Origin of the sequence: Pseudonocardia sp. Ae505_Ps2, from assembly GCF_001932425.1 — a bacterium.
Classification (GTDB): domain Bacteria; phylum Actinomycetota; class Actinomycetes; order Mycobacteriales; family Pseudonocardiaceae; genus Pseudonocardia.
Genome location: NZ_MCIP01000001.1, coordinates 5,687,970 through 5,712,125, shown reverse-complemented (window position 1 = coordinate 5,712,125; position 24,156 = coordinate 5,687,970). Strand labels below are relative to the sequence as shown.

Sequence of the window (24,156 nt, the reverse complement as noted above, 5' to 3'; positions counted from 1 at the left end):
GCTGGACCGAACCGATCTACCGGGGTCCTGCCCCGTTCCCGCTCATCTCACCACCCTCGGCGTGTCGCCACGACCTGCCACCCCGCTACTGAGAACACCTCAGTGCACCTCGCCGCACCCGTCGCCGACGACCACCGTCCCGCCCCCGACCGCGACCGCGGTCAGCGGCGCGTCGAGCGGAACCCGGCCGAGGGCGGTCGCCGAGGTCAGGTCCCACAGCACCGCGGAGCCGTCCGAGCCCGCGGTCACCGCGCGGCACCGGCCCGCGCCGGCGGCCGCGGTCAGGTGCGCCGCGTCGGCGCGCACCGTGGTCACCGTGGCCGACCCGGCCCGCCAGACGTGCACCCGGCCGTCGGCGTCGCAGACCACGCCGTGGCAGCCGTCGTCGTCGACGGCCACGGCCGTGACCAGCCCGGCCGGCAGCGCCACGATGGACACCTTCGCGGAGGCGGGCCGCCAGCAGACCAGCAGACCGTCCGCGGCGAGCAGCACGGTCGCCCCGCCGGGGGTCGGCGCGGCCACCCGCGGTGCCGACGGCAGCCGGGTGGTGCGGAAGGCACGCCCGGTGCGCGCGTCGCGCACGGCGACCGTGCCGTCCGGCTCACCGGTCACCACCAGCGCGCCCCGCCCGGCCAGCACACGGCCGGGCAGCGACACCGCACCGGCCCGCACCCCGGTCGTCGCGTAGCGCTCCTCGACGGTCGAGGTCCCGGTGACGGCGAACAGCCGGGTGCCGGAGGGGTCGAACCACAGCGGGCCCGCGCCGGCCGGGACGCTCCAGCGGCGCGTGCCGGTGGCCGGGTCGTGGGCGAGCACCCCGTCGGAGCGGCGGCCGGCCGAGACGACCAGGCTCCCGGTCGCGGCGACCGCGCCGACCGCGGGGGAGACCCCGGCGGGTCCGCCGGTGCCCGGCCGGGCCCGTGCGGGGTCCCAGACCAGGACGCGGCCGTGGTCGTCCCCGGACGCGACGACGGTGCCCGCCGGGTCGGCGACGACCGCGCGGACCGCGGCACCGTGCCCGGCGAGCTCGGTGACCGGGCCGGGGCCGGCGGTCGGGACGAGCTGGACGGTCCCGTCCACCCGTCCGACGACGACCCGGCCCTCGCCGGCGCGCGCGGCCGCGGTGACCGCGACCTCGTCGCCGGGGACCTCGAGCCGCACCGCGTCCTGCGGCACGCCGTCGACCAGCGCGAACACGTGCAGGGCGCCGTCGGCGGTGGCCGCGAGCAGCTGTCCCGCCGTCGGCACGACCACGGCGACCACGGCTGGCCCGCCCTCCAGCAGCCCCAGCGGGGCCCCGCTGGCCGGGTCCCAGGACCGGAGCGTGCCGTCGGCCCCGCCGGACACGACGGTGCCCTGGCCGGTCGCGGTCAGCGCGGTGACCGGGCCGACGTGGCCGTGGGCGACCGAGACGGCCGCGCCGCTGGTCGCGTCCCACACCCGCACCGCGCCGTCGGCGCCGCCCGCGAGCACCCGGGTCGGGGAGGCCCCGGTCACCGCGAGCGCGGTCACCGGGCCGGGCGACCCGGCCAGGGCCGTGACCTCGGCGCCGCGGGCCGGGCCGTCGGTGGCCAGCACCCGCACGCCGGGGGCGTCCCCGGCGAGGGCGAGCAGACCGCCGTCGGGGGACAGGGCGACCGTCCGGGCACGGGCCGCGGAGGTCGGCGGCCGCGGACCGTCGGGCCCGGCGAGCGGGTCCGGGACCGCGTGTCCGGTCGCGGTGTCCCAGGCGCCGCTCTCGCCGGAGGCGTCGAGCGACAGCAGCAGGCCGTCCGGCCCGGCGAGCAGCGCGACGACCGCGTCGCCGTGGCCCTCCAGGACCCGGCTCAGCGCCGCCGACGGCGGCCGGGTGCGCCAGCGGGTGGTCAGCGCGGGGACACCCTGGGCGGCGAGCCGGGCCCGGGCCGCCCCGGCCAGTGCGGCCTCCCCGGCCAGGACGGCCCCGGCGAGCAGGTGCTGGGCGACCGGTGCGGTGCCGGAGCGGCGCAGGTGGTGCGCCTCGAGGTCCAGGACGCGGCGCAGCGCCTCGGGTGTCACCCCGTCCGGCGCGACGCCCGGGTGCTCCCCGTACGGCGGTTCGCCGGCGGCGATGCGCCGTTCCAGCCCGTCCCAGAACGTCTCGACGGCCATGCGTGTGAGCCCTCCCCGGGGTCGCGTTCGGTTACCTGTCGTGGCCCCGCACTCCATCGTTAACGCGGGAGGGGGTGTCGCCACCGAACCGGCGGTGACCGGCGGCGAGCCCTCGGTGACCGGCGCGCGGACTCTCGGCGTCGGAGGCGGGGGCCGGTGTCGGAGGCGGGGGCTACCGTCCGTCTCGTGCCCGCCACCACTCGTGCCCTCCGTTCGCTCACCGAGATCGCGGTGTTCGCGCCGCTGGTCGTCGCACGCCGCACCGCCCGGATGCTCACCTCGGGCTTCCCGCCCCCGGCACGCGAGGTCCGGGAGTTCCACCGGATGTGGGCGGAGAAGGTCGACGGGTTCTCCCGGGCCGCCGTCGTCCTGGCCACCTCGCCGCCGGGACCGGCGACCCTCGGGCGTGCCCTGGAGCCGATCCGCACCCGGGTGCGTGCCAACGCGCGCCGACTAGGCTGACCGCCCGGCGAGCACTCGGGGGTGCGGTGTGACGGAGGGGACGGCGGTCCGGCGCGGTCGGCGGCCGATGAGCGACCGCCGCCGCACCCTGCAGCGCCTGGAGATCTCCCGGGCCGCGATCCGGCTGTTCGGCGAGCACGGCGTCGCCGCGACCGGCGGTGAGCAGATCGCCGAGGCGGTGGGGCTCTCGGCACGCACGTTCTGGCGCTGGTTCCGCACCAAGGAGAGCTGCGTCGAGCCGGTGCTGAGCCTGGCCACCGACGCGTTCACCGCGAGCCTGGCCCGCTGGCCCGACGACACCCCGCTCGCCGAGCACCTCGCACGGGACTACGCCGAGCACCCCGATGCGGGCCCCGACGACGGTGCCCTCGTCTTCGAGGTGATCCGGATGAGCCGTTCCGAGCCCGCGCTGCGCGCCATCTGGCTGGTCGTGCAGGAGCGTGCGGAGCCGGTCCTGGCCGGGATCCTCGCCGGCCGGTTCGGCCGCGACGCGGGCGACGTCGCCGTGCGGGTGCACGCTGCGGCGCTCAACGGGGCGCTGCGGGTCGCGACCGAGGACATCGCCGCCGCCACCGCCGACGGGCGCCGCCCGCCGGCCGCACAGCTGCGCGCGCGGCTGTCGGCGGCCGTCGACGCCGCGATCCACGGCGTCGACGGCGAGCGGGCGGCCGGTCAGGGGCCGACCCGCAGCACGTGACCCTCGCCGTTCACCGCGACGAGCACCGACCCGTCCCCGGCCGCGGAGACCCCGGCGAACGGGGCGGGCCGGGTGGCCGCGCCGCTGCGGCAGTCGGCGGGAACGTGCGGCGGCCGGACGTCGAAGGCCAGCCCCGACGCCGCGACGGTGACCGTGCGGTCCACCGGGTCGATCCGCAGCAGGCGTCCCGCGGCGGCCTCGGCGCACCACAGCGCGCCCCCGGCGACGGCGAGTCCCTCCGGCCGGTGCAGCCCCGCGGCGAGGACGGTGCAGCGGTCGTCCCGCCGGTCGCCGGCGGGGTCGCGGTCGAGCCGCACGACCTGCCCGCTGCCGGTCAGGGTGGCGTACACGGCGCCGGTCGGGTCGACGGCCACGTCCACCGGCCCGTCGAGTCCCGTGGCGAGCACGGTCACGCTGCCGTCGTCGCCGAGGTGCAGGACCCGCCCGGCGCCGGTCTCGGCGACCAGCAGCCCGTCCCGGCAGGCGGCGACGCCGGTCGCCCCGGCCAGCCCGTCGGCCACCCGGGTCCAGGCGCCGGGACGGCCGCGCCACACCCCGGTCCCGGTGGTCACCACCGTGTCGCCGTGGTGCCGGGTGAGTCCGCGGATCCCGCCGCGGACCTCGGTGACGACGTCGCCGAGTGCGGTGACGGCGCCGCCACCCACCCGGGCCAGGGAGAAGTGGTCGGCGACGAGCGCGTCCGTCCCGTCGGCGGCCACGCCCCAGGGGCCGCAGAGGCCGGGCGGCAGCACCGTGGTCGCCGTGCCGTCGACGCCGACCCGGACCAGCCCGCCGTGGAAGGCCCCGGTCACCCAGGCCGACCCGTCGGCGGTGAACACGACGTTGTCCGCGCCGCCGACGCCGGTGTCGAGGGTGGCGGTGACCCGACCGTCCTCCGCGGTCCACAGGGCGCCGCCGCCGTTGGACAGGACGCGAAGCCCGCCCCCCGGGTCGAAGCGCACGGCCACCGGCCGGTCCAGCCCGGCGAGCAGTCGCTCGGGGGCGCCGCCGTCCGGGTCGACCCGCCAGACCTCGCCGGAGAGCAGGTGCGGGTAGTACAGGAGCCCGTCCGGGCCGACCTCCATCGCGTTGCCGAGCGCGAGCCCGGTCGCGAGCACCCGCGGCGGCCCGCCGGTCGGGTCGATCTCCAGCCGCCGGCCGTCCGGGCACAGCTCGTTGACGAACAGCCGTCCGCGGTGCCAGGCGATCCCGTCCGGGGCGGTGATCCCGTCGGCGACGACGGTCATGGCCCCGCCGGGTGCCCGGCGCCACACCAGCCCCGCGGGCAGGTCGACGACGAACAGCTCGCCGTCGGCGCCGAACACGAGGTCGTCGGGCGCGGTGAGCGGCCCGTCCGGCCCGAGCACCGTCTCGAGCCCGCCGGTCGCCGGGTCGAACGCGGACACGGTGCCGCCGAGGAACTGCGCGATCCAGAGCCGTCCGTCCGGACCGGCCACGATCCCGTTGGACGCCCACAGCGGGTTCGGCGGGCACAGCGGCTCGGCACGCAGCCCGGGCGCGGTCCGCACGGGCCCCCGGTCCGGCCCGGCGACCGGGCGCACGCTCACGGGGTGCCGCCGGAGAGCACGTCGTCCATCCCGCCGGCGCGCCAGTCGCGCAGGATCTGGTGGAACTCGACCGGACCGCCGCCGAACTGCTCGGAGCGCCGTCGCGGGCGGCCCTCGGAGTTGTAGTAGCCGGGCGTGCACTCGGCGAGGAAACCCTGCTGGTCGCGGGCCCGCTCGCGGATCGTCGCGACCCACGCGGCCTCCGCCTCCGCGGTCGGTTCGACGATCCGCACCCCGCGCCGGGCGGCCTCGGCACAGACCGCCGCGATGTGCCCGGCCTGCTCCTCCAGCACGTGCGCGAAGTTCGGCGACGCCGAGTTCTGCCCGGCCCCGACGTGGAACAGGTTGGGGAAGCCGCGGCTGACCCAGCCGTGCAGCGTGGACAGCCCGTCCGCCCAGTGCTCGGCGAGGGTGACGCCGCCGCGGCCGCGGATGTCGGCTCCGGCCCGGGTGGCGGGGTCGGCGCCGAGCTCGAACCCGGTGGCGAACACGATCGCGTCCACCGGGTACTCGACGCCGTCGACCACCAGGCCGTCGCGGGTGATCCGCTCGACGCCCTGTCCGCCGGTGTCGAGCAGCGTCACGTCGTCCCGGTTGAAGGTCTGCAGGTAGGTGTCGCTGAAGGTGGGGCGCTTGCACATCTGGCGGTACCAGGGCTTGAGCGCCGCGGCCGTCGCCGGGTCGGTGACGATCGCGTCGACCCGGGCCCGGATCTCGTCCATCTTCTCGGCGTCGGCGATCTCCAGCGCCTCGGCCGGCTCCTCGACGCCCCGGGTCCGGGCGAGCCGCCGTGCGCCCCGGACCGGGGCGGTGTCGGTCCACTTGTCCGCGACGCCGTCGGGGCCGAACGAGCCGTGCGGCGCCGGACGCATGTCCATCAGGGCCAGGAAGTCCTCGCGGCGGCGTCGCTGCCAGCCCGGGGCCAGCGACCGCCACCAGGCCTCGTCGTAGGGGGCGTCGTCGCGGGTGTCGACCGACGACGGCGTCCGCTGCACGACGTAGAGGTGCCGCGCGGCCCCGGCCAGGTGCGGGACGCACTGGATCGCCGTCGCCCCGGTGCCGACCACGGCGACCGTGCGGTCGCCGATCCGGTCGAGCGGGCCGCCCCGCTCGTCGCCGCCGGTCCAGTCGTAGTCCCACCGGCTGGTGTGGAAGGTGTGCCCGGCGAAGTCGGCGATCCCGGGGATCCCCGGCAGCTTGGGCCGGTTGAACGGCCCGGAGGAGATCACCACGAACCGGGCGGTGACCGTGTCGCCGCGGTCGGTGCCGACCTGCCAGGCCGACGTGTCGTCGTCCCAGACCAGGGTGGTGACCTCGGTGCCGAACAGGGCGTCGCGGTAGAGGTCGAAGTGCTCGCCGATCGCGCGGGCGTGCGCCCGGATCTCCCCGCCCGGCGGGTAGCGACGGCTGGGCATCCCGCCCAGCTCCTCCAGCAGCGGCAGGTAGATCGAGCTCTCGATGTCGCAGGCGATCCCGGGGTAGCGGTTCCAGTACCAGGTCCCGCCGAGATCCCCGGCGACGTCGACGATCCGGATCCGCTCGTGGCCGGCCTGCCGCAGCCGGGCCGCGGCGACCAACCCGCCGAAGCCGCCGCCCACGACCAACACGTCCACCTCGTCACGGACCGGGTCGTGGTCGGTGGGCTCGCACCACGGGTCCTCGGCGTAGAAGCCGAACTCCCCGGTCGAGGACCGGTACTGGGCGACGCCGTCGGGTCGCAGCCTGCGGTCGCGCTCGGCGCGGTAGCGCTCCCGCAGCCGGTCCAGGTCGGCCGCGGTGGGGTCGGTGGTCCCGGTGGTCCCGGTCGTCGTCACGCTGGTGGCTCCCTCGGCATCGCATGATCAGCTGCCGCACCAGGGTGGCACGAACTGCCAAAAAGGCACTGTGAGACGAGCGTCTCGTGGTCGGCCCCGACCCGTCTCATTACTGTCGGGCAGTGACATGAAGACACTCGACGACACCCGACGCGGGCGGGCGCCGATGAGCGACCGCCGGCGCGAGCTGCAGCGCCTCGAGATCTCCCGCGCGGCCGTGGCGCTGTTCCGCGAGCACGGCGTGCACGCCACCAGCGGCGAGCGGATCGCCGAGGAGGTCGGACTGTCCGGCCGCACCCTGTGGCGCTGGTTCCGGACCAAGGAGAGCTGCGTCGAGCCCGTCCTCGCCCGCAGCATCGACGCCGTCGTCGCGACGCTGCGACGCTGGCCGGCGGGGGTGAGCCTCGACGAGCACCTGATCGCCGAGTACCGCCCGCCGGAGGACCCGCGCGACGCCGCCGACGCCGACGCCGCGATGGCCGTCATCGCGCTGTCGCGCACCGAGCCCGGTCTGCGGGCGGTGTGGCTGGCGGTGCACGAGCGGGCCGAGCCGGTGCTCGCCGAGGTGATCGCGGCCCGCGCCGGCCGCGAACCCGGAGACCTCGACGTCCGGGTGCACGCCGCCGCCGTCGCCGCCGCCCTGCGGATCAGCAACGAGGACCTCGCCGCCGAGCTCGCCGCGGGCGTGCGGTGCGCCGACCCCGTCGGCCGACTCGGCCGCGCCCTGCGCGCGGCCACCACGACCCTTCCCCAGGCAGGAGACCCCGCGTGACCACCACCCCGTCCCGTACCGAGCAGGTACCGGCGAGCCGGACCGGAGCGCTGATCGCGGTCCTCGTCGGCGCCGCGTTCGTGATGATCCTCAACGAGACCGTGCTGAGCGTCGCACTGCGCGACCTGAGTGTCGACCTCGGCGTCCCCACCACCACCACCCAGTGGCTGACCAGCGGATTCCTGCTGACGATGGCCGTGGTCATCCCCACCACCGGCTACCTGCTCGACCGCTTCACCCCGCGGCAGGTCTTCCTCGCCTCGCTCGGGCTGTTCACCGTGGGCACCGCCGTGGCCGGGTTCGCGCCCGGCTTCGCGATGCTGCTCGTCGGCCGCATCGTGCAGGCGGGCGGTACGGCGATGATGCTCCCGTTGCTGATGACCACGATCCTGCGCCTGGTGCCTGCCGAGCGGCGCGGCGCGACGATGGGCACGATCACGATCGTCATCGCCGTCGCGCCCGCGATCGGTCCGACGATCGGCGGCGCGATCCTGTCCGGCCTCGGCTGGCGCTGGATGTTCTGGCTGGTCCTGCCGCTGGCCGTGCTCGCCATGGCGGCCGGCGGCCGTTGGCTGCGCATCGACGGCGGCGGCCGCCCGGTCCCGCTCGACGTGGTCTCGGTGCTGCTGTCCGCCGTCGGGTTCGGCGGGCTGGTCTACGGGCTGTCCTCGCTGGGCGGCCACGGCGGCGGGGGGCTCCCGCCGTGGGTGCCGGTCGTCGTCGGGCTGGTCGCGTTGGCCGTGTTCGTGCTGCGCCAGCTGCGGCTGATGCGCGACGGCCGTGCCCTGCTGGACCTGCGCCCGTTCCGGCGACGCCAGTTCGTCGTGGCGCTGGTGCTCACCGCGCTGGTGCTCCTGTCGCTGATCGGCGTCGCGGCGGTGCTGCTGCCGCTCTACCTGCAGACCGTGCTCGGCACGAGCACGCTGGTCTCCGGGCTCGTGGTGCTGCCCGGCGGGCTGCTGCTCGGGCTGCTCGGCCGTCCGGTCGGCGCGCTGTTCGACCGCGTCGGGGCCCGGCCGTTGGTGATCCCGGGCGCGGTGCTGATGGCGGCCGGCCTGCTGCTGTTCTCCACCCTCGGCCCGGGCACCCCGCTCGGCGTGGTCGTGGCCTTCCACCTGGTCCTGATGGGTGGGCTCGCGCTGATGATGACGCCGCTGATGACCGAGGCGCTGGGCTCGCTGCCCGACGAGCTGTACTCCCACGGCAGCGCGATCCTCTCCACGCTGCAGCAGGTCGCGGGCGCGCTGGGGACGGCGTTGTTCGTCACCGTCGCCGCGCTGGGCTCGGCCGCCGCGGGGGCCTCCCCGGACGCGAGCGGGCTGCACGCCGCGTTCGCCGTCGCCGGTGGGGTCGGGGTGCTGGCCGTCCTGCTGTCGCTACTGGTCCGGCGCCGCGCCGCGGCGGAGACCCCGGTCGGCTGAGGGCGGGGCCGCCACCGCGGCGTCGACCACGGCCGCCGCGTCCCCCACGGCGATCGTGCCGGAGCTCAGCACCCGGCACACCGCGCCGCCGCGGTCGTGCAGGGCGCGGCGCGCCCCCGGTCCGACGGCGGTCTCCATCACCCGGCAGGGCGCGGCCCGGCGCACCACCTCCAGCTCGACCCCGCCGAGCCGCAGCCGGGTCCCGGGCGTGGTGGGGACGGTGCCGTGGTCGAGGGTGACGGTGCGCCGGGTGCGGCCCGAGGGGACCGGCGCACCGAGCTCGGCGGCCGCGGCGTCGAGCTCGTCGCGGCTCTGCACCGACACGTGCCGGTGCCGGGTGCCGAAGTACCGGTCGCCGACGACGCCGCTGCCCGCGAGCACCTCGACCCGCCGGGCGTCGTGCATCGGCCCACCCCGCTCCGCGGCGACGTGCAACCCGAGGACCTTCACTCCACCGTCACCGACTTCGCGAGGTTCCGCGGCCGGTCCACGTCGCGTCCGAGCGCGACGGCGGTGTGCCGGGCCAGCAGCTGCAGCGGGATCCCGAGCAGGATCGGGGCCAGCTCCGGCTCCGTGCGCGGGACCCGCAGCACGGCGTCGGCGAGCCCGGCGGGCAGCTCGGCGTCGGTCACCGCGATCACCGGCCCGCCCCGGGCCCGGATCTGCTCGATCGTGCCGACGTTCTTCGCGAGCAGCTCGTCGTCGGGCACCACGACGACGCTGGGCATGTCCGGGGTGACCAGCGCCAGCGGGCCGTGCTTGAGCTCGGAGGCGGGGTAGGCCTCGGCGTGGCAGTAGGAGATCTCCTTGAGCTTCTGCGCGCCCTCCCGCGCGACCGGGCTGGCCCGGGTGCGTCCGACGAAGAACATCGACGACGCGTGCGCCCACCGCCGTGCGACCGCGGCGACCGTGCCGTGGGCGGCGTCCTCGGCGAGGACGGCCTCGACGTGGCGGGGCAGCGCGGCCAGCCCGTCGAGCAGTCGCCGCCCGTCGGCCACCGACAGGTCCCGCACCCGGCCCAGCAGCACCGCGAGCATCGCGAACGTCACGCTCATGGTCGTGACGGCCTTGGTCGAGGCGACCGACACCTCCGGCCCGGAGTGCAGGAACACCCCGGCCCCGCACTCGCGGGAGATCGCCGAGCCGATCACGTTCACCGCGCCGATCACCCGTCCGCCCTTGCGGCGCAGCTCCTGCACCGCGGCGAGGGTGTCGGCGGTCTCGCCGGACTGGCTGACCGCGACGTAGAGGCAGTCCGGGTCGACGACCGGGTTGCGGTGACGGAACTCGCCGGCCGGTTCGGCCGCCGCCGGGATGCGGGCCAGCTGCTCGACCAGCCCGGCGCCGATCTCCCCGGCGTAGTAGGCCGACCCGCAGCCCAGGAACAGCACCCGCCGCACCCCGCGCAGCTCGCGGGGGTCCATCCCGAGCCCGCCGAGCCGGGCGGTGGCGAACCGGGTGTCGAGCCGCCCGGCCAGCGCCCGGCGGACGGCGTCGGGCTGCTCGGCGATCTCCTTCGCCAGGAAGTCGGGGTGCCCGCCGAGCGCGTAGTCCTCGGACCCGGTGTCGACGGTGGTCGGGCTGATCCGGGTGGAGCCCTCGATGCCGTCGGCGCGCACGGTGACGATCTCGCCGACGTCGAGGAACACCACCTTCTGGGTGTGCCGCACGACCGCGGCGAGGTCGGACGCGACGACCATCTCCCCGTCGCCGATGCCGAGCACGATCGGGCTGCCGTTGCGCGCCACGACGATCTCGTCGGGGGTGCGGGCGTCGAGCACCGCGAGCCCGTAGGTGCCCTCGACGCCGGCGAGCGCCGTGCGCACCGCGTCGGCGAGGGTGGCGGCACCACCCTGGAGCGCCTCGCCGACCAGGTGGGCGAGCGCCTCGGAGTCGGTGTCGCTGCGCAGTACGACCCCGCGGGCGGTGAGCCCCGCACGCAGCGCGTCGGCGTTCTCGACGATGCCGTTGTGCACGATCGCGACCCGCCCGGACGCGTCGGTGTGCGGGTGCGCGTTGGCCTCGCTCGGCTCGCCGTGGGTCGCCCACCGGGTGTGCGCGACGCCCGACCGGCCCGGGGGAGGGACCTCACCCAGCAGCGTGCGCAGGTCCTCCACCCGTCCCGCTGTGCGCCGCACCGTCACCTTCCGGCGGTGCGCCACCGCCAGGCCCGCCGAGTCGTAGCCCCGGTACTCCAGCCGGGACAACCCGTCGAGCAGCACACCCGCAGCCTCCCGCGGCCCCACGTAACCCACGATCCCGCACATGCACGTCCCTCTGTCGTCGTGTCCGTCGTCGTGTCAGCCGTAGACGATCCGGCGCAGCCGCCGCTGGGAGACGTCCCCGGGGGCGACCACCCGCGCGGCGAGCTCGGCCGCGATCCGCGGCCAGATCTCGTCGTTGCGCCGGTCGCGGGCCTGGAGCTCGCGGTGCCGGCGGCGGACGAACTCCTCGGTGGTCTCGCCGAAGTAGGCGACGACGTCGGCGACCACGCGGGCCGCCACCGGCTCGGTGAGCCCGGTGGTGGCGGCCACGTGTCGCACGAGATCCGGATCCACGCCGTCGATCCTGACCGGGTACGGGACGAAGGGCCAGAACTCTGCCCGGAATCGGGCAGGGATCAGCGATCGCGGGCGATCCGGAAGGTGAACTCCAGCAGTCGCCACTCCCCGTCGGGCTCGACGCCGTCGGGCATCGGGCCGGTGCGTGGGGCGAACTCCACCACCAGGTCGTCCTTCACCCCGAACACGGTGTCCGAGTCGAGGTGCTCCCCACCGGCGACGAACAGCTGCGTGATCAGCCTGCGGTGGCCCGGTGCCTCGATGAGGAAGTGCAGGTGGGGGGCCCGGAAGGGGTGCCGTCCGGTGGCGTCCAGCATCTCCCCGACCGGGCCGTCGGCGGGGATCGGGTAGGCGGCGGGCAGGATCGAGCGGAACCGCAGCCGGCCCGCGTCGTCGGTGCGGAACCGGCCGCGCAGGACGGGGCCCTCGGTCTCGGGCAGCTGCAGGTCGTAGAAGCCGTCCTCGTCGGACTGCCAGATGTCGACGACCGCCCCGGGCACCGGCTCGTCATCGGTGTCGGTGACGACGACGTCCACCCACAGCGGGGTGCCCTTCTTCCCCGCGGAGACGTCGGTTCCCTGGTCGAGCTCGGGCGGTCCGTCGGTGTAGAACGGCCCGAGCACCGCCGAGGACGTCGTGTCCGGGGTGCGGGAGTTGGTCAGCACGTCCACCACGCTGGACAGCCCGAGGGTGTCCGACAGCAGCACGAACTCCTGGCGCCGCTCGTCGGTGACGTGTCCGGTGCGGGTCAGGAAGTCGATCGCGGTCTGCCACTCGTCCTGGGTGAGGTCGTACTCGCGCGCGTAGCCGTGCAGGGTGGCGGCGAGCCCGGCCAGCAGGGTCCGCAGCCGTTCGTCGGGCCCACCGAACGACCCGGTGACCTGCGTGGTCAGCGCGTCAAGGGTGGCGCGCACCGGGTCGCCGGGCCGCTCACCGGCCCAGGCCCGCCCGAGCAGGGCGCGCACGCCGTCACGGGTGACCGGCACCGGGTTCGGGTACGGCCGCGCGACGGCCTGCTCGGCGAGCCGGTCCAGGTCGGCCTCGTCGACACCCAGCGCGGCCAGCGACGTCGGCCCGCCCGCGGCGACGAGCAGGTCGTACACCGCGCCGGCCGGGTCCGGCCCGAGCGCCTCGGCGATCCGCGGAGCGGCGGCCGCGTTGTGGGCGATCACGTGGGGCAGCAGCACCGCGTGGGTCGGCGCGTGCGGCAGGTCCAGCGTGCCGCCGACGGTGTGGGCGAGCTTGTGCTGCAACGCCATCCCGGCCCGGTCCAGGCAGGTCCCGGCCAGCCACGCCCCCCGCAGCAGCGCGTCGGTGTCGCCGCCGCGCAGCCCCGCGGTGAGCAGCCGCACCGACTCCAGCGCGGCGGCGTCGGTCAGCGGGTCGCGGTCGACGCTCCACAGCGCCTCGACGGCGTGCGCGAGCGCGTTCACCGCGCTCGGCACCCCCACCTGCGACGGCAGGTCGGCGACGAGCGTCGGGTCGTAGACGACGGTCTCCGGCCGGATCGCCGGGTCGGTCCGGGTGGTCTTCACCCCCGGCGTGTCCACCCTCAGCTCGCCGAGCACCGCGGTGCACTCCGAACCGGAGTACGTCGTGGGGACGACGACCTGGTCGGCGCCGGTCCGCACGGCGAGCGCCTTCGACAGCCCGATCTGCGAGCCGCCCCCGATCGCGACGACGCAGTCCGCCCCGGCCGAGGTGAACGCCGCCAGCGCCTCGTCGGTCACGGTCACCGGGGTGTGCACGGCGGCCCGGTCGAACCGCCCGGCGAGCAGCGACCCGAGCGCGGCCTGCGCCCGGTCCGCCGCGCCGGCGGGGTGGCGGCCGGCGACGAGGAACACCCGCGACCGTCCGAGCCGCGTCACCTCCGCCGCGAGGTCGTCGAGCGTGCCGGGACCGAACACCACCCGCGCGGGGGAGGGCTCGTGGACGAAGCCGGTCATGTGGTCACCTCCGGGATCCGGTCCAGGATGCGCCCCAGCACCCGGCGCAGCGCGTCGGCCGGGTCGTCGGGGAGCGCCTCGGCGCGCCAGGCGACGTGGGCGTCCGGGCGGACGAGCACACAGCCGTCCTCGCCGACCCCACGCAGCCGGGCCCAGTCGTCGTAGACGTCGGTGACCTCGCGGCCGGGGCCGATCACGTGTGCGGCCAGCTCGATCCCCAGCTCGGCCGCGACGGTCCGCGCGGCCGCGGCCCATGCTCCGCCCGCGATGCCGGTGAGCAGCGCGAACCGGCCCTTGCCTGCGAGGTCGTGGGTGGAGACGCGGTGCCCGTCGCGGCCCAGCCAGCAGTGCGGCAGCCGCGCCCCCGGCCAGGTCGTCGGGTGGTAGTAGAGCTCGGGGTCGCGGTCGTATGCGGGCTCCGGGGTGCCGTCGGGCACCACCGCGCCGGACGCGTAGCGCTGTCCCATCTCGACACCGTGCGCGTTGAACTCGTAGTCCTTGTGCTCCAGCGCCGCCCGCAGCGCCGCGCGGGTCGCGGCCCCGGCGGGGTGTCGTCGGCGCGGGCGGCCATCGAGGCACGCATCGCCGCTGGGTCCGCGCCGGGCTCCAGCCCGAGCGCGGCGAAGATCGGCCCGAACTCCTCCACCGAGCGGTTGGCGCGGCGCACGATCTGCTCGCCGACGGGGGCGCGCTCGGCGTCGTAGGAGTCCAGCAGCCCGGGGCCGGCGGTGCCGCGCAGCACCATCGCGAGCTTCCAGCACAGGTTGTAGGAGTCCTGGATCGAGGTGTTGGAGCCCAGCCCGTTCGACGGCGGGTGGCGGTGCACGGCGTCACCGGCGCAGAACACCCGTCCCGACCGGTAGCGGGTGGCCCACTGTTCGTTGACCGTCCACACCGAGGTCGAGCGGATCGTCACCGGCACGGAGTCGTCACCGATCAGGTCGTGCACGATCGCGGTGGCCGCGGCGTCGTCGAGCTCCGGCGGTGGACCCGCGAGGTCGTAGCCCCAGATCGCCATCCAGCGGGTCCACGGCCGCACCATGCGCAGCACGCCCATCCCGATGCCGCCGACGTCGGCGCCCGGCTGCAGCACCCAGTACAGGACGCTCGGCCGGTGCTCGACCAGCGCGGTGAGGTCGGCGTCGAAGACGATGTTCATGCTGCCGGCGAGCTCGCCGCGGCCGTCGAAGGGCAGGCCCGCGTCCCGGGCGACGGCGCTGCGCCCACCGTCGGCGCCGATCACGTAGCGGGCCCGGATGGTGAGCTCGGCGCCGGTGATGCGGTCCCGCGCGGTGACGGTGACGCCGTCGTCGTCCTGGACGTGGTGGAGGTACTCGGTGTCGAAGCGGATCCGGCTGCCGCGCTCGGCGGCCCGGCCGACCAGGATCGGCTCGAGGATGTTCTGCGGCAGGTCGCAGTGCGATGACGGGCTGGCCAGGGTGTAGTCGGCGCGCCGCGCCGGGTGGGTGCCCCAGGTCCGCACCCGGCCGAGCTCGTCGCCGGCCAGCGCGGTGCAGAACACCGTGTCGCCCATGAGGTGCGAGGGCGTCCCCTCCGCGACGACGTCGGCCTCCACCCCCTGGTCGCGCAGGATCTCCACGGTGCGCTGGTTGGTGATGTGCGCGCGCGGGGTGTCGGCCGTCCACCGGTACTTGGTGATCACGAGGTGGTCCACGCCGAGACCGGCGAGGAACAGGGCCGCCGACGAGCCCGCGGGCCCGCTGCCGATCACGAGGACGTCGGTCGTCACGGTGTCGCTCACGGACCGGATTATGGTTGAGCAGTCAACGATCGTCCAGGTCGGTCGTCCGGATCCCCATGGCGCGCCCGGCGTCGGCGGAGATGTCGTCGGAGATCCGGGTGATGAAGGCGTCCATCGCGTCCTGCATGCGCGAGCGGAACGACGACAGCAGCGCCAGCGTGGCGACCGGCTGCAGCTGTTCGACGGTCTGCTGGATCCGGGGTGCGTCGCCGGCGGGCAGCCCGGCCTCGACGTAGCCGTCCCACACCTGCCGGGCGAACAGCTCGACGAACATCTCGGCGACGGCGCCGGTGTGGTCGTCGAGCCTGCGGCGCAGCCCCACCAGCGCGGCGGGCGGGATGCCCAGCCGCACGGCCTCGGCCGCGGCCCGGGCGAGGTCCGGTCGCAGGATGCGCAGCCGTGCGTCCTCGGTGGTCTCGACGACGCCGGTCGCGCACAGGTGCCGGACCAGCTCGTCGTCGGACACCATGTCCGGTGTGAGTCCGAGATGCCCGGGCAGCTCCGCCCCGTCCACCTCGACGGGTTCCTCGGGCTGCCACGGGGCGAGCATCCCGCGGTAGAGCCGCAGCGCCTCCTCGGCGGTCCGTCCGGGGTCCTGGGTGACGAGCACCTCGATCGCCCCGAGGGAGAAACCACGTCGCCGCAGCCCGTTGACCAGGTCGAGCCGGTCGAGGTGGGCCTCGGTGTAGCGGGCGGCCCGCCCGGCCCGTCCGCTCGGCGGGAGCAGCCCGCGCGTGATGTAGGAGCGCACCGTCCGCACGGTCATCCCCGCCCGGCGGGCCAGCTCCTCGATCGGGAAGTCCGCCACCCCGACGATCCTAGACAGCTGATCTCGACATCGTTGCCGACGAAACCGATGTAACGTTCCCGCAGGTCGGGGGACGACCTCGTCCTCACTGGTGGCGAGGGTGTCGCCATCCCAACTTGCCGTCGCCTTCGAGATCGGGTCCGATGGTCCCGACCGCGACGACGAGGTGGGTCATGACCGACGCCGTACTGCCGAGGGGACTGCGCCGCGCACGGAAGGCGGCCGCCCGTTTCACCACGCCCCTGCTGCCCGACGACTACCTGCTGCTGCTCAACCCGCTGTGGTCGGTGCGGGAGCTGCGCGGGCGGGTGGTGAAGGTCGTACCCGAGACGGCCGACGCCGTCACCCTGGTCATCCGGCCCGGCCTGGGCTGGTCGTTCGACCACCGCGCCGGCCAGTACGTCGGCATCGGCGTCGAGGTCGACGGCCGCTTCCACTGGCGCTCCTACTCGCTGACCTCCGAGCCGCGCCGCGACCGCAGACACATCTCGATCACCGTGAAGGCGATGCCGGAGGGCTTCCTGTCCCGCCACCTCGTCGACGGCGTCGGGCCCGGCACGGTGGTGCGCCTCGCGCTGCCGCAGGGCGAGTTCGTGCTGCCCGACCCGCCACCGGAGCGGCTGCTGTTCCTCACCGCGGGCAGCGGCATCACCCCGATCATGGCGATGCTGCGCACCCTGGACCGTCGCGACACCGTGACCGACGTGGTGCTCGTGCACTCGGCCCCGCGCGACGGCGACGTCATCTTCGCCGCCGAGCTCGATGAGCTGTCCGCGCGACACCCGTCGCTGCGGGTGCAGCTGCACCTCACCGGGGAGCGCGGCAGGCTCACCCCCGCCGGGCTGGCCGAGTACTGCCCGGACTGGCGCGAGCGCAGTACCTGGGCGTGCGGGCCGGAGGCGATGCTCGACGAGGCCGAGGAGCTGTGGGAGTCCGCGGGCCGGGGCGACGCACTGCACGTCGAGCGCTTCTCCGCGTCGTTGCGCGGGGGCGAGGCGGAGGGCGGCACGGTCACCTTCGTCCGCCGCGGCTCCGCTGCCCGCTCCTCCGACGACGGCGACACCACCGTCGAGATCGACGGCGCCACCACGCTGCTCGACGCGGGGGAGCAGGCCGGTCTCGACCTGCCCTACGGCTGCCGGATGGGCATCTGCCACACCTGCACCGTCGGCCTGCGGTCCGGGTCGGTCCGCGACCTGCGCGACGGCACCGAACGCCGCGGCGACCCCGACACCCCCGCCGAGAGGATCCAGACCTGCATCACCGCCGCCGCCGGTGACTGCGTCCTGGAGATCTGACCCGTGATCTGCCCCCGAGATCCGACCCCGAGAGTCCGGCACCGCCCACACCCTGGAGGAACGTCGTGGCCATCGCCGACGTCAAGGAGTTCGCCCACCTCACCGACGCCGACGTGGAGGCGATCGGGCGTGAGCTCGACGCGATCCGCGCCGACGTCGAGGAGCGTCGTGGCCAGTACGACGCCGACTACATCCGCACGACGATCACCTGGCAGCGGCGGCTCAACGTCGCCGCGCGGGTGACGCTGTTCGGCAGCCGGATCCCGCCGCTCTGGCTCGCCGGCACGGCCATGCTCTCGGTCGCGAAGATCCTCGAGAACATGGAGATCGGGCACAACGTCATGCACGGCCAGTGGGACTGGATGAACGACCCGGAGATCCACTCGTCGACGTGGGAGTGGGACAACGTGTGTCCCGCCGAGCAGTGGCGGCACTCGCACAACTACCTGCACCACACGTACACGAACGTGATCGGTAAGGACAAGGACGTCGGCTACGAGATCCTCCGGGTCCGCGCCGACCAGCCCTGGCACCCCGCCTACCTGGGCCAGCCGTTCTGGAACGTGCTGCTCATGCTGCTGTTCGAGCACGGGGTGTCGCTGCACGACCTCGACGTCGAGGGACTGATCAGGTGGCAGATCGAGGACCCCGAGGAGTTCCGGCGCAAGCTGCTCGACGTCGGGCGCAAGCACGCCCGTCAGATGCGCAAGGACTACCTGCTGTTCCCACTGCTCACCGGTCCTGCCGCGGTCTCGACGCTGACCGCGAACGCCACCGCCAACATCGTCCGCAACATCTGGTCCTACGCGATCATCTTCTGCGGGCACTTCCCGGACGGCGCCGAGGTCTTCACCGAGGAGGAGCTGGAGGGGGAGACCCGCGGCGAGTGGTACCTGCGCCAGCTGCTCGGCTCCGCCAACTTCACCGGCAACCGCCTGATGCACGTGATGTCCGGCAGCCTCGGCTACCAGATCGAGCACCACCTGTTTCCGGACCTGCCGTCGAACCGGTACCCGGAGATCGCGGTGAAGGTCCGCGCCCTCTGCGAGAAGTACGACCTGCCGTACACGACGGGCCCCTTCCCTCGGCAGTTCTGGCAGGCGACCCGCTCGATCTGGCGGCTGTCGCTGCCGGCCCGCGGGATCCGGGAGGCCGAGCACCGCCGCGAGCGCCGCGGTCTGCTCCGCCGGCCTGCCGCACAGGCGGCCTGACCCCCGGCGGACGACCGGGAGCACCACCGACGACGGGCACCCGCCGGACCCGACCGCCCGGTCCGCGTCCGGCCCCCGGTCTGAGCGCCCCTGACCTGCGGAGACGTCGAAAACCGACCCCCCTGTGAACGGCGTCCGACGGGGGGTGTAACTTTCTTTCCGTCAGCGAGTGAGCCGGACAGAACGGGCCCTGAGTGGTTCGGTCAACAGGCCCCGCGGACAGCTGACCCCCTGGTGGTTCGCCGAGTTTCTCGGTGTGGTTGTCTTGACGGGTCAAGGCGATCCGTCTTCAGGATCCCGCTTCCTTGTGTGGGGGTTGGGTGATTGCGGTGCGGGTGTCTTTTGAGAACTCAACAGTGTGTCGAGCTATATTGAATCGGTTTGGCGTTTAGTGCCAGATTGTTTGTTTGGTTGCAGCATTCGATCCCGTCGGGTGTTGTGACCAGTGTTTGTTTGTCAGGGTTTTGTTGGAGAGTTTGATCCTGGCTCAGGACGAACGCTGGCGGCGTGCTTAACACATGCAAGTCGAGCGGTAAGGCCCTTTCGGGGGTACACGAGCGGCGAACGGGTGAGTAACACGTGGGTGACCTGCCCTCCACTCTGGGATAAGCCTGGGAAACTGGGTCTAATACCGGATAGGACCACTGGCTGCATGGTTGGTGGTGGAAAGTTTTTTCGGTGGGGGATGGGCCCGCGGCCTATCAGCTTGTTGGTGGGGTGATGGCCTACCAAGGCGGTGACGGGTAGCCGGCCTGAGAGGGCGACCGGCCACACTGGGACTGAGACACGGCCCAGACTCCTACGGGAGGCAGCAGTGGGGAATATTGCGCAATGGGCGGAAGCCTGACGCAGCGACGCCGCGTGGGGGATGACGGCCTTCGGGTTGTAAACCTCTTTCGCCAGGGACGAAGAGTGATTGACGGTACCTGGAGAAGAAGCACCGGCCAACTACGTGCCAGCAGCCGCGGTAACACGTAGGGTGCGAGCGTTGTCCGGAATTATTGGGCGTAAAGAGCTCGTAGGCGGTGTGTCGCGTCGGCCGTGAAAACTTGGGGCTTAACTCTGAGCGTGCGGTCGATACGGGCATCACTTGAGTTCGGCAGGGGAGACTGGAATTCCTGGTGTAGCGGTGAAATGCGCAGATATCAGGAGGAACACCGGTGGCGAAGGCGGGTCTCTGGGCCGATACTGACGCTGAGGAGCGAAAGCGTGGGGAGCGAACAGGATTAGATACCCTGGTAGTCCACGCCGTAAACGTTGGGCGCTAGGTGTGGGGACCATTCCACGGTTTCTGTGCCGCAGCTAACGCATTAAGCGCCCCGCCTGGGGAGTACGGCCGCAAGGCTAAAACTCAAAGGAATTGACGGGGGCCCGCACAAGCGGCGGAGCATGTGGATTAATTCGATGCAACGCGAAGAACCTTACCTGGGTTTGACATGCACCAGACATCCCTAGAGATAGGGCTTCCCTTGTGGTTGGTGTGCAGGTGGTGCATGGCTGTCGTCAGCTCGTGTCGTGAGATGTTGGGTTAAGTCCCGCAACGAGCGCAACCCTTGTTCCATGTTGCCAGCACGTTATGGTGGGGACTCATGGGAGACTGCCGGGGTCAACTCGGAGGAAGGTGGGGATGACGTCAAGTCATCATGCCCCTTATGTCCAGGGCTTCACACATGCTACAATGGCTCATACAGAGGGCTGCGAGACCGTGAGGTGGAGCGAATCCCTTAAAGTGAGTCTCAGTTCGGATCGGGGTCTGCAACTCGACCCCGTGAAGTTGGAGTCGCTAGTAATCGCAGATCAGCAACGCTGCGGTGAATACGTTCCCGGGCCTTGTACACACCGCCCGTCACGTCACGAAAGTTGGTAACACCCGAAGCCGGCGGCCCAACCCTTGTGGAGGGAGCTGTCGAAGGTGGGACTGGCGATTGGGACGAAGTCGTAACAAGGTAGCCGTACCGGAAGGTGCGGCTGGATCACCTCCTTTCTAAGGAGTCCCATCATGTGATGGGGCATCACATGGCTCTGCAGGGTTTTGCTCTGTGGGTTTCTGTGGTTCCTTCATTGAATCGCATCATCAGCTCCGTCTGTGGGTTGGGTGCGTTGGGTGGAACGCAGTTCGTTGGACCGGTTTGGCTTGGCACACTGTTGGGTCCTGAGGAGACACCTGGTGAACGGGTTGTTTTCTTTGGCCGCTCTGGTCGGGGGCTTCCTAACGCCTGCTTGTGGTGGGTGGTGGTTGTTCTTGGTTGGGTGTGGTTGTGGGTTGAGTGTTGCATAGTGGATGCGAGCATCTTGTTGTGGTCAAGTTGTTAAGAGCACATGGTGGATGCCTGGGCATCAGGAGCCGATGAAGGACGTGGGAGGCCGCGATAGGCCTCGGGGAGCTGTCAACCGAGCTGTGATCCGAGGGTGTCCGAATGGGGAAACCCAGCGCCCGTCATGGGGCGTTACCCGTACCTGAATTCATAGGGTGCGTGGAGGGAACGTGGGGAAGTGAAACATCTCAGTACCCACAGGAAGAGAAAACAATAGTGATTCCGTGAGTAGTGGCGAGCGAAAGCGGATGAGGCTAAACCGTGTCCGTGTCAAGCCGGCAGGCGTTGCGGGTGCGGGGTTGTGAGGCGTGTCGTTCATCTTCTGCCGAGGGTGGGACAGCATGAACCGGTGTTAGCGGAACGATTCTGGGATGGTCGGCCGTAGTGGGTGATAGCCCCGTACGCGAAAATGTTTGGTTCTGTTGTGGGCATTGTTCTCGAGTAGCAGCGAGCCCGTGAAATTCGCTGTGAATCTGGCGGGACCACCCGTCAAGCCTAAATACTACCTGGTGACCGATAGCGGACAAGTACCGTGAGGGAAAGGTGAAAAGTACCCCGGGAGGGGAGTGAAATAGTACCTGAAACCGTGTGCTTACAAGCCGTCAGAGCCTTGCGGGGTGATGGCGTGCCTTTTGAAGAATGAGCCTGCGAGTTATGCTTCGTGGCGAGGTTAACCTGTGTGGGGTAGCCGTAGCGAAAGCGAGTCCGAATAGGGCGGTTGAGTCGCGGGGTGTAGACCCGAAGCGGAGTGATCTACCCATGGCCAGGGTGAAGCGTCGGTAAGACGTCGTGGAGGCCCGAACCCACCAGGGTTGAAAACCTGGGGGATGAGCTGTGGGTAGGGGTGAAAGGCCAATCAAACTTCGTGATAGCTGGTTCTCCCCGAAATGCATTTAGGTGCAGCGTCGTGTGTTTCTCGCCGGAGGTAGAGCACTGGATGGCCTAGGGGGCCGACAAGCTTACCGAAGTCAGCCAAACTCCGAATGCCGGTGAGTGAGAGCGCGGCAGTGAGACTGCGGGGGATAAGCTTCGTGGTCGAGAGGGAAACAGCCCAGATCACCGGCTAAGGCCCCTAAGCGTGCGCTAAGTGGGAAAGGATGTGGGATCGCCCGGACAACCAGGAGGTTGGCTTAGAAGCAGCCACCCTTGAAAGAGTGCGTAATAGCTCACTGGTCAAGTGGTCCTGCGCCGACAATGTAGCGGGGCTCAAGCGCACCGCCGAAGCCGTGGCAATGACATCTTTGTGGTGTTGTTGGGTAGGGGAGCGTCCTGCGTCTGGTGAAGCCCGGGAGTGATTTACGGGTGGAGGGTGTGGGAGTGAGAATGCAGGCATGAGTAGCGAATGCAGAGTGAGAATCTCTGCCGCCGGATGACCAAGGGTTCCTGGGCCAGGTTGTTCCGCCCAGGGTGAGCCGGGACCTAAGGCGAGGCCGTCAGGCGTAGTCGATGGACAACGGGTTGATATTCCCGTGCTCGTGATAGTGCGTCCATGCCGAGGCTGGTGATGCTAACCATCCGAACCCACCTTCGCTCCTTCGGGAGTGTTGTTTGTGGGGGAGCGTGGGATCCGATCTGGTAGTAGGCAAGTGATGGGGTGACGCAGGAGGGTAGCTCCGCCACGCGGTGGTTGTCGTGGTGTAAGCCTGTAGCCTGATCTCCTAGGTAAATCCGGGGGGTCGTGAAGGGTGAGAGGTGATGCGTAGCCGATTGAGGCGAAGAGGGTGATCCCATGCTGTCGAGAAAAGCCTCTAGCGAGTGCTGTTGCGGCCCGTACCCCAAACCGACACAGGTGGTCAGGTAGAGAATACCGAGGCGATCGAGCGAACTGTGGTTAAGGAATTCGGCAAAATACCTCCGTAACTTCGGGAGAAGGAGGGCCGGTTGTCTTGATGCCCCGTGCGGGCTAGGGATGGCCGGTCGCAGAGACCAGGCCCAAGCGACTGTTTACTAAAAACACAGGTCCGTGCGAAGTCGCAAGACGATGTATACGGACTGACGCCTGCCCGGTGCTGGAACGTTAAGAGGACCTGTTAGTCCCCTTGTGGGGCGAAGCGGAGAATTTAAGCGCCAGTAAACGGCGGTGGTAACTATAACCATCCTAAGGTAGCGAAATTCCTTGTCGGGTAAGTTCCGACCTGCACGAATGGCGTAACGACTTGGGCGCTGTCTCGACCACAGACTCGGCGAAATTGCACTACGAGTAAAGATGCTCGTTACGCGCGGCAGGACGGAAAGACCCCGGGACCTTTACTATAGCTTGGTATTGGTGCTCGGTTCGGCTTGTGTAGGATAGGTGGGAGACTGTGAAGCTATCACGCCAGTGGTGGTGGAGTCGTTGTTGAAATACCACTCTGGTCGAATTGGGTGTCTTAACCTCGGGCCATGATCTGGTTCAGGGACAGTGCCTGGTGGGTAGTTTAACTGGGGCGGTTGCCTCCCAAAGAGTAACGGAGGCGCCCAAAGGTTCCCTCAGCCTGGTTGGCAATCAGGTGTTGAGTGTAAGTGCACAAGGGAGCTTGACTGTGAGACTGACGGGTCGAGCAGGGACGAAAGTCGGGACTAGTGATCCGGCACCACCTTGTGGAAGGGGTGTCGCTCAACGGATAAAAGGTACCCCGGGGATAACAGGCTGATCTTGCCCAAGAGTCCATATCGACGGCATGGTTTGGCACCTCGATGTCGGCTCGTCGCATCCTGGGGCTGGAGTAGGTCCCAAGGGTTGGGCTGTTCGCCCATTAAAGCGGTACGCGAGCTGGGTTTAGAACGTCGTGAGACAGTTCGGTCCCTATCCGCCGCGCGCGTTGGAGACTTGAGGAAGGCTGTCCCTAGTACGAGAGGACCGGGACGGACGAACCTCTGGTGTGCCAGTTGTCCCGCCAGGGGCACGGCTGGTTGGCTATGTTCGGGAGGGATAACCGCTGAAGGCATCTAAGCGGGAAGCCTGTTCCAAGATGAGGTCTCCCACCACCTTTGAGTGGGTAAGGCTCCCAGGAGATGACTGGGTTGATAGGCCGGAGATGGAAGCCCTGTGAGGGGTGGAGTTGACCGGTACTAATAGGCCGAGGGCTTGCCACAACGAGTTGTTCGCATCCACTGTGTGACCCTGAGCCCACAACCCTGTGCGGGTTGTGTGTTCGTAGGTCCCCCCATGTTTGTGTGGGGGTTTGTTGAATAGTGTTGTCGGTGGTCATTGCGGTAGGGGAACGCCCGGTCCCATTCCGAACCCGGTAGCTAAGCCTTCCAGCGCCGATGGTACTGCACTCGCCAGGGTGTGGGAGAGTAGGTCGCCGCCGACATTCAACATGATCAGGAAACGCCCCGGACTTCATTGTCCGGGGCGTTTCCTGTTTTCTGGGTTCTGTTCCGGTCGGCTCTCCGTAGGCTGCCAGGG

15 protein-coding genes, 3 rRNA genes and 1 pseudogene are annotated in these 24,156 nt (G+C 71.3%); 9 read left to right on the top strand and 10 right to left on the bottom strand.

Translation table 11 applies throughout. The annotated features are described in order from the left end of the window. Positions 1 to 99 precede the first annotated feature (99 nt). The gene (locus Ae505Ps2_RS26565) at positions 100 to 2,130 is read right to left on the bottom strand and encodes a WD40 repeat domain-containing protein (protein WP_075307517.1); all 2,031 of its coding nucleotides are present in this window, start codon (positions 2,128 to 2,130) and stop codon (positions 100 to 102) included. Positions 2,131 to 2,316: 186 nt separating this feature from the next. Here Ae505Ps2_RS26565 and Ae505Ps2_RS26560 point away from each other — a divergent pair, with 186 nt between their 5' ends. Then, positions 2,317 to 2,592 carry a hypothetical protein gene (locus tag Ae505Ps2_RS26560; RefSeq protein ID WP_075307515.1) on the top strand — a complete coding sequence of 92 codons (276 nt, stop codon included), beginning with the start codon at positions 2,317 to 2,319 and terminating at the stop codon, positions 2,590 to 2,592. A 67-nt stretch (positions 2,593 to 2,659) separates the two neighbouring features. Beyond that, entirely contained in the window at positions 2,660 to 3,289 is a 630-nt protein-coding gene (locus Ae505Ps2_RS26555; RefSeq protein WP_075554089.1) for a TetR/AcrR family transcriptional regulator, read from the top strand. On the opposite strand, the gene Ae505Ps2_RS26550 is transcribed toward Ae505Ps2_RS26555, so the two are convergent. Together Ae505Ps2_RS26550 and Ae505Ps2_RS26545 are read right to left on the bottom strand one after the other, a co-directional pair. Then, the gene (locus tag Ae505Ps2_RS26550; RefSeq protein ID WP_139320214.1) at positions 3,265 to 4,857 is read right to left on the bottom strand and encodes a hypothetical protein; all 1,593 of its coding nucleotides are present in this window, start codon (positions 4,855 to 4,857) and stop codon (positions 3,265 to 3,267) included. The two genes, Ae505Ps2_RS26555 and Ae505Ps2_RS26550, sit on opposite strands and share 25 nt — an antisense overlap. Further along, a complete protein-coding gene (locus Ae505Ps2_RS26545; protein WP_075554088.1) occupies positions 4,854 to 6,671 on the bottom strand; it encodes an NAD(P)/FAD-dependent oxidoreductase in 1,818 nt (605 codons plus the stop codon). The genes Ae505Ps2_RS26550 and Ae505Ps2_RS26545 overlap by 4 nt, the downstream gene beginning before the upstream one ends. Positions 6,672 to 6,798: 127 nt before the next feature. Here Ae505Ps2_RS26545 and Ae505Ps2_RS26540 point away from each other — a divergent pair, with 127 nt between their 5' ends. Further along, on the top strand, positions 6,799 to 7,443 hold the full coding sequence (locus Ae505Ps2_RS26540) for a TetR/AcrR family transcriptional regulator (protein ID WP_020624045.1): 645 nt from the start codon (positions 6,799 to 6,801) through the stop codon (positions 7,441 to 7,443). Continuing rightward, positions 7,440 to 8,864: a DHA2 family efflux MFS transporter permease subunit gene (locus Ae505Ps2_RS26535; protein WP_075307511.1), complete on the top strand. Its 1,425-nt coding sequence runs from the start codon at positions 7,440 to 7,442 to the stop codon at positions 8,862 to 8,864. Before Ae505Ps2_RS26540 ends, Ae505Ps2_RS26535 begins: the two co-directional genes overlap by 4 nt. Here Ae505Ps2_RS26535 and Ae505Ps2_RS26530 read toward each other — a convergent pair. The 7 genes and pseudogenes from Ae505Ps2_RS26530 to Ae505Ps2_RS26505 form a co-directional block, all read right to left on the bottom strand. After that, positions 8,820 to 9,269: an MOSC domain-containing protein gene (locus tag Ae505Ps2_RS26530; protein WP_075334312.1), complete on the bottom strand. Its 450-nt coding sequence runs from the start codon at positions 9,267 to 9,269 to the stop codon at positions 8,820 to 8,822. The two genes, Ae505Ps2_RS26535 and Ae505Ps2_RS26530, sit on opposite strands and share 45 nt — an antisense overlap. Before the next feature lie 41 nt (positions 9,270 to 9,310). Next, entirely contained in the window at positions 9,311 to 11,131 is a 1,821-nt protein-coding gene (glmS, locus tag Ae505Ps2_RS26525; RefSeq protein ID WP_075554087.1) for a glutamine--fructose-6-phosphate transaminase (isomerizing), read from the bottom strand. A gap of 33 nt (positions 11,132 to 11,164) precedes the next feature. Next, entirely contained in the window at positions 11,165 to 11,398 is a 234-nt protein-coding gene (locus Ae505Ps2_RS26520) for a hypothetical protein (RefSeq protein WP_226351697.1), read from the bottom strand. Positions 11,399 to 11,484: 86 nt separating this feature from the next. Then, the gene (locus Ae505Ps2_RS26515; RefSeq protein WP_075333637.1) at positions 11,485 to 13,371 is read right to left on the bottom strand and encodes a maleylacetate reductase and hydroxyquinol 1,2-dioxygenase domain-containing protein; all 1,887 of its coding nucleotides are present in this window, start codon (positions 13,369 to 13,371) and stop codon (positions 11,485 to 11,487) included. Then, positions 13,368 to 13,838, bottom strand: a complete 471-nt coding sequence (locus Ae505Ps2_RS34330; RefSeq protein ID WP_349289843.1) for a hypothetical protein — start codon at positions 13,836 to 13,838, stop codon at positions 13,368 to 13,370. The genes Ae505Ps2_RS26515 and Ae505Ps2_RS34330 overlap by 4 nt, the downstream gene beginning before the upstream one ends. Positions 13,839 to 14,086: 248 nt before the next feature. Beyond that, positions 14,087 to 15,103, bottom strand: a pseudogene (locus Ae505Ps2_RS34325) (FAD-dependent monooxygenase); the annotation flags it as partial. Between the two features lie 52 nt (positions 15,104 to 15,155). Continuing rightward, positions 15,156 to 15,941, bottom strand: a complete 786-nt coding sequence (locus Ae505Ps2_RS26505) for a MerR family transcriptional regulator (protein ID WP_075333636.1) — start codon at positions 15,939 to 15,941, stop codon at positions 15,156 to 15,158. Between the two features lie 173 nt (positions 15,942 to 16,114). Here Ae505Ps2_RS26505 and Ae505Ps2_RS26500 point away from each other — a divergent pair, with 173 nt between their 5' ends. The 5 genes from Ae505Ps2_RS26500 (at position 16,115) to rrf (ending at position 24,061) form a co-directional block, all read left to right on the top strand. Continuing rightward, the gene (locus Ae505Ps2_RS26500) at positions 16,115 to 17,239 is read left to right on the top strand and encodes a ferredoxin reductase (RefSeq protein ID WP_075307507.1); all 1,125 of its coding nucleotides are present in this window, start codon (positions 16,115 to 16,117) and stop codon (positions 17,237 to 17,239) included. A 65-nt stretch (positions 17,240 to 17,304) separates the two neighbouring features. Beyond that, on the top strand, positions 17,305 to 18,450 hold the full coding sequence (locus Ae505Ps2_RS26495) for an acyl-CoA desaturase (protein ID WP_075307505.1): 1,146 nt from the start codon (positions 17,305 to 17,307) through the stop codon (positions 18,448 to 18,450). 464 nt (positions 18,451 to 18,914) lie between these two features. Beyond that, positions 18,915 to 20,434: ribosomal RNA gene (locus tag Ae505Ps2_RS26490) — 16S ribosomal RNA — on the top strand. 315 nt (positions 20,435 to 20,749) lie between these two features. Beyond that, positions 20,750 to 23,840, top strand: a 23S ribosomal RNA gene (locus Ae505Ps2_RS26485). A gap of 104 nt (positions 23,841 to 23,944) precedes the next feature. After that, positions 23,945 to 24,061: ribosomal RNA gene (gene rrf, locus Ae505Ps2_RS26480) — 5S ribosomal RNA — on the top strand. The 16S, 23S and 5S rRNA genes sit together here, the layout of an rRNA operon. The last annotated feature ends 95 nt before the right edge of the window (positions 24,062 to 24,156 follow it).